4 protein-coding genes are annotated in these 4,289 nt (G+C 64.0%); all 4 read left to right on the top strand.

Annotated elements, in window-relative coordinates:
• The first annotated feature begins 329 nt into the window (after positions 1-329).
• On the top strand, positions 330-1,808 hold the full coding sequence (locus E4L98_RS13720; RefSeq protein ID WP_135202113.1) for a B12-binding domain-containing radical SAM protein: 1,479 nt from the start codon (positions 330-332) through the stop codon (positions 1,806-1,808).
• A gap of 88 nt (positions 1,809-1,896) precedes the next feature.
• A complete protein-coding gene (locus E4L98_RS13725) occupies positions 1,897-3,009 on the top strand; it encodes an MlaE family ABC transporter permease (RefSeq protein WP_135202114.1) in 1,113 nt (370 codons plus the stop codon).
• Position 3,010: 1 nt separating this feature from the next.
• Positions 3,011-3,853, top strand: coding sequence for an ABC transporter ATP-binding protein (locus tag E4L98_RS13730; protein WP_135202115.1), 843 nt, complete (start codon positions 3,011-3,013; stop codon positions 3,851-3,853).
• Positions 3,853-4,289, top strand: a 437-nt coding sequence (locus tag E4L98_RS13735; RefSeq protein ID WP_135202116.1) for an MlaD family protein, incomplete at its 3' end; no start/stop codon positions are given. The genes E4L98_RS13730 and E4L98_RS13735, both read left to right, overlap by 1 nt.

Raw genomic sequence — 4,289 nt, forward strand, 5'->3', positions numbered from 1 at the left:
TTTTGGTCATTTCTGACCAGGTTCGCTCTTACTCAAAATACTGACAGTATTTCTTTGTTTGAGCATTTGATATTTTAAGTTTCGCGGAGACTAGCTCCGCGTGCACTTTCATCAAACGCCCACATTTATCGACTGTGAATTTTTAAAGATCCGTGTTGCTTGCTGTTGAAGCGTTTTGTTCATCAGCACAGAAGCGAGATTATGAAGCGTTTCGTTTATCTCGTCAACCCCGCGTTTTTCATCGTTTCGCTTTGGCAGCGACGCGTTGTTTTCGCGAGGGACAGAACTATACCAAGGCCGCCGCCGGCTGGCAAGGGTAAAATACGCGGATGTCTATCTTGCTCACCACTCTCAACGCCCGCTACACCCACGCCTCGCTGGGCCTGCGCTATCTGCTGGCCAATATGGGCGACCTGCAGGCGCAAACGCGTATCCAGGAATTTGTCATCGGCGCCAAGACCACCGAGATCGTCGAACGCATCCTGGCGCAGCAACCGCGCATCGTCGGTTTCGGCATCTATATATGGAATGTCGAGGAAACCGCCAAGGTCGTCGCCATGCTGAAGCGCGTGGCGCCGCAGGTGACGGTAGTGCTGGGCGGCCCCGAGGTGTCGCACGAAACCGCTGAACAGGAGATCGTCAGGCTGGCCGATTACGTCATCACCGGCTGGGGCGACGTCACTTTCCCCAAATTGTGCGGCGAGATCCTGCATGGCCCCAAGCCGCTGATGAAGGTGCACGCCGGCGTGCAGCCGCCGATGGCCGAAATCAAGCTGCCCTATGCTCTCTATACAGACGACGACATCAAGAACCGCACGCTGTACGTGGAAGCCTCGCGCGGCTGCCCGTTCAAGTGCGAGTTCTGCCTGTCCGCCCTGGACAAGACCGCGTGGCCGTTCCCGCTGGACGACTTCCTGGCCGAGATGGAATCGCTGTACCAGCGCGGCGCGCGCCTGTTCAAGTTTGTCGACCGCACCTTCAACCTGAATATCAAGACCAGCCTGAAGATCATGCAGTTCTTCCTCGACAAGCTGGAAGCCCACCCGGACGATCCGGTCTACGCCCACTTCGAACTGGTGCCCGACCACTTGCCCGACGCCCTGAAAGAAGGCATCAGCAAATTCCCGCCAGGCGCGCTGCAGTTCGAAATCGGCATCCAGAGCTTCAACCCCGAGGTGCAGACCCTGGTCAGCCGCAAGCAGGACAACCGGAAGGCCGCCGACAACATCCGCTGGCTGACCACCCAGTCGCACGCCCACATGCACGTCGACCTGATCGCCGGCCTGCCCGGCGAGACGGTGGAAAGCTTCGCCGCCGGCTTCGACAAGCTGTGGGCGCTGGAGCCGCACGAAATCCAGTTCGGCATCCTCAAGCGCCTGCGCGGCACGCCCATCATCCGCCACACCGAGGAATTCGGCATGGTGTACGACCCGTACGCGCCCTACACCATCCTGGCCAACAAGCACATCGACTTCGTCACCATGCAGCGGCTGGTGCGGTTCGCCCGCTACTGGGACCTGGTGGCCAATTCCGGCCGCTTCGCCCACACCCTGCCGGTGCTGCTGGGCGACGCGCCGTTCGACAATTTCATGGCCTTCTCCGACTGGCTGTACGCGAACACCGACGCCACCCACCGCATCGCGCTGGACCGCCTGGTGACCATGGTCGGCCGCTACCTGCAGACACGCGGCATGAAACCGGATGAAGCCGACGCCCTGCTGGCGCGCGACTACAGCGGCGGCGTCAAACCCAAGCCGGCCACCGACGCCGCCGCCCCCAAGCGCCAGGCGCGCCGCCTGGCGGCCTGACGCCGGGGTATCCCCTAAGAGCGAGGCAACGCACCCCGGCCCGGCGCACGAGTGGCGGCCGGGGCCAAACTCCCTTAAACTGGCGTTTATGCCTACCGCCCAAGAGCCCACCCTGACCCTGAATGCCGGCGCCGTCGCCGCGGCCGGCACATGGCAAGTCCACGCACTGGCGCAGGGCAAGGCGATGGCCACCATCACCAGCTTCCTCAAGCCGCTCAAGGGCCAGAACCTGAAGTGGGACCTGAGCGCCATCCAGGGCATGGACCACATTGGCGCCCAGCTACTGTGGAACGCCTGGGGCAAGGCCCGCCCGGCCAGCCTGCAGCTGCCGCCGGAACTGGAAGAATTCTTCAAGCGGCTGGAGACCACCGGCGCGCTGGAACTGCCGCGCTCCCGCCAGCACCGCCTGACGTTGGTGATGAAGCTGGGCTTCGCCATGCTGCTGTTCTTCGAACACCTGACCGGGCTGGTGCGCCTGATCGGCCAGGTGGTACTGGACAGCTGGCGTTTTCTCCGCAACCCGCTGCGCGGACCGTGGAAGGAAATCTCGGCCAACATCTACCACGCCGGCTTCCAGGCACTGGGCATCACGGCGCTGGTCGGCTTCCTGATCGGCGTGGTCTTCTCCTATTTGTCGGCACAGCAGCTGCGCAACTTCGGCGGCGACGTGTTCCTGGTCAACCTGCTCGGCATGAGCATCATCCGCGAACTGGGACCGCTGCTGGCGGCGATCCTGGTGGCAGGCCGCTCCGGCTCCTCCATCACCGCCCAGCTGGGCGTGATGCGCGTGACCGAGGAGCTGGACGCCATGCTGGTGATGGGCATCTCGCACGGCTTCCGCCTGATCATGCCGAAGGTGCTGGCACTGGCCATCGCCATGCCGCTGCTGGTGATCTGGACCGACACCATCGCGCTGACCGGCGGCATGCTGTCGGCCAAACTGGAATTGAACCTGTCGCCACAGTACTTCCTGCTCAAGCTGCCGGAGGCGGTGCCGCTGGCGAACTACATGATCGGTCTGGGCAAAGGGGTGGTGTTCGGCATGCTGATCGCGCTGGTGTCCTGCCATTTCGGCCTGCGCATCAAGCCGAACACCGAAAGCCTGGGGCGCGGCACCACCACCTCGGTGGTCACCGCCATCACCGCCGTGATCCTGGCCGACGCGGTGTTCGCGGTGGTCTTCAGCGGCGTGGGGTTCTGAGATGGACGAACAGGCGCTCAGCTGCGGCCCCGGCACCGGCGAACTGACGCTGGACGGCAGCGTGCCGGTGGTCGAGATCACCGGCCTGTGGACCAAGTACGGCCGCACGGTGGTGCACCAGGACCTGAACCTGGAAATCGAACAGGGCGAGATCCTCTCCATCGTCGGCGGCTCCGGCACCGGCAAGACCACGCTGCTGCGGCAGATGCTGGGCCTCGAACGTCCCGCGCGCGGCTGCGTGCGCGTGTTCGGCGAAGACATCAGCGTGATCGATTCCGACCAGCTGCAGCAGCTGCGCAATCACTGGGGCATGCTGTTCCAGCAGGGCGCGCTGTATTCGGCGCTGACGGTGTTCGAAAACATCGCCCAGCCGATGCGCGAACTGCACGTGCTGCCGGAAGACCTGGTGCAGGACGCCGTGCTGCTGAAGATGAACATGGTGGGACTGGGTCCCGAGCACGCCAACAAGATGCCGTCCGACCTGTCGGGCGGCATGGTCAAGCGCGTGGCGCTGGCGCGCGCCCTGGCGCTGGAACCCAAGCTGCTGTTCCTCGACGAGCCGACCGCCGGCCTCGATCCCGACCTGTCGGAAGCCTTCGTCGCGCTGATCAAGTCCCTGCACCGCGAGCTGGGACTGACGGTGGTGATGGTGACCCACGACCTGGACACGCTGTTCGCGCTGTCCACCCGCATCGCCGTGCTGGCGGAAAAACACGTGATCGCGCTCGGACCGCTGCGCGACCTGCTGAAAGTCGATCATCCGTTCATCAAGGAGTTCTTCCTCGGCGACCGCGGCCGCCGCGCGCTGGAAGCGCTGGACGACAAAACAAAAACGGAGCAATGATGGAAAACCGATCCCATGCCCTCACCACCGGCTTCTTCACGATCGTGCTGCTGATCGCGGCGATCCTGTATGGCCTCTGGTTCAACCGCGACCGCGTCGAACGCGTGCCCTACGTGATCGCCACCGCGCAATCGATCCCCGGCCTGAACCCGCAGGCGCCGGTGCGCTACCGCGGGCTGGAGGTCGGCCGCGTCGGCGGCATCGCTTTCGATCCCAAGGTGGCCGGCCAGATCCTGGTCACGCTGAACATCAACACCGATGCGCCGATCACCACCACCACCTTCGCCGCGCTGGGCTACCAGGGCGTGACCGGGATCGCTTTCATCCAGCTCGACGACGACAAGACCGGCTCGCCGCTGCTGCCATCCAGCAGCGACCATCCGGCACGCATCCCGCTGCGTCAGGGCCTGCTGGACCAGCTGGACAAGCGCGGCCG

Source organism: Duganella callida (assembly GCF_004614165.1).
Lineage (GTDB): Bacteria > Pseudomonadota > Gammaproteobacteria > Burkholderiales > Burkholderiaceae_D > Rugamonas > Rugamonas callida.

What these genes read in the sequence shown, in the direction of transcription:
- E4L98_RS13720 (WP_135202113.1), top strand. Translation starts at nt 330, where the DNA reads ATGTCTATCTTGCTCACCACTCTCAACGCCCGCTACACCCACGCCTCG.
- E4L98_RS13725 (WP_135202114.1), top strand. Translation starts at nt 1,897, where the DNA reads ATGCCTACCGCCCAAGAGCCCACCCTGACCCTGAATGCCGGCGCCGTC.
- E4L98_RS13730 (WP_135202115.1), top strand. Translation starts at nt 3,011, where the DNA reads ATGGACGAACAGGCGCTCAGCTGCGGCCCCGGCACCGGCGAACTGACG.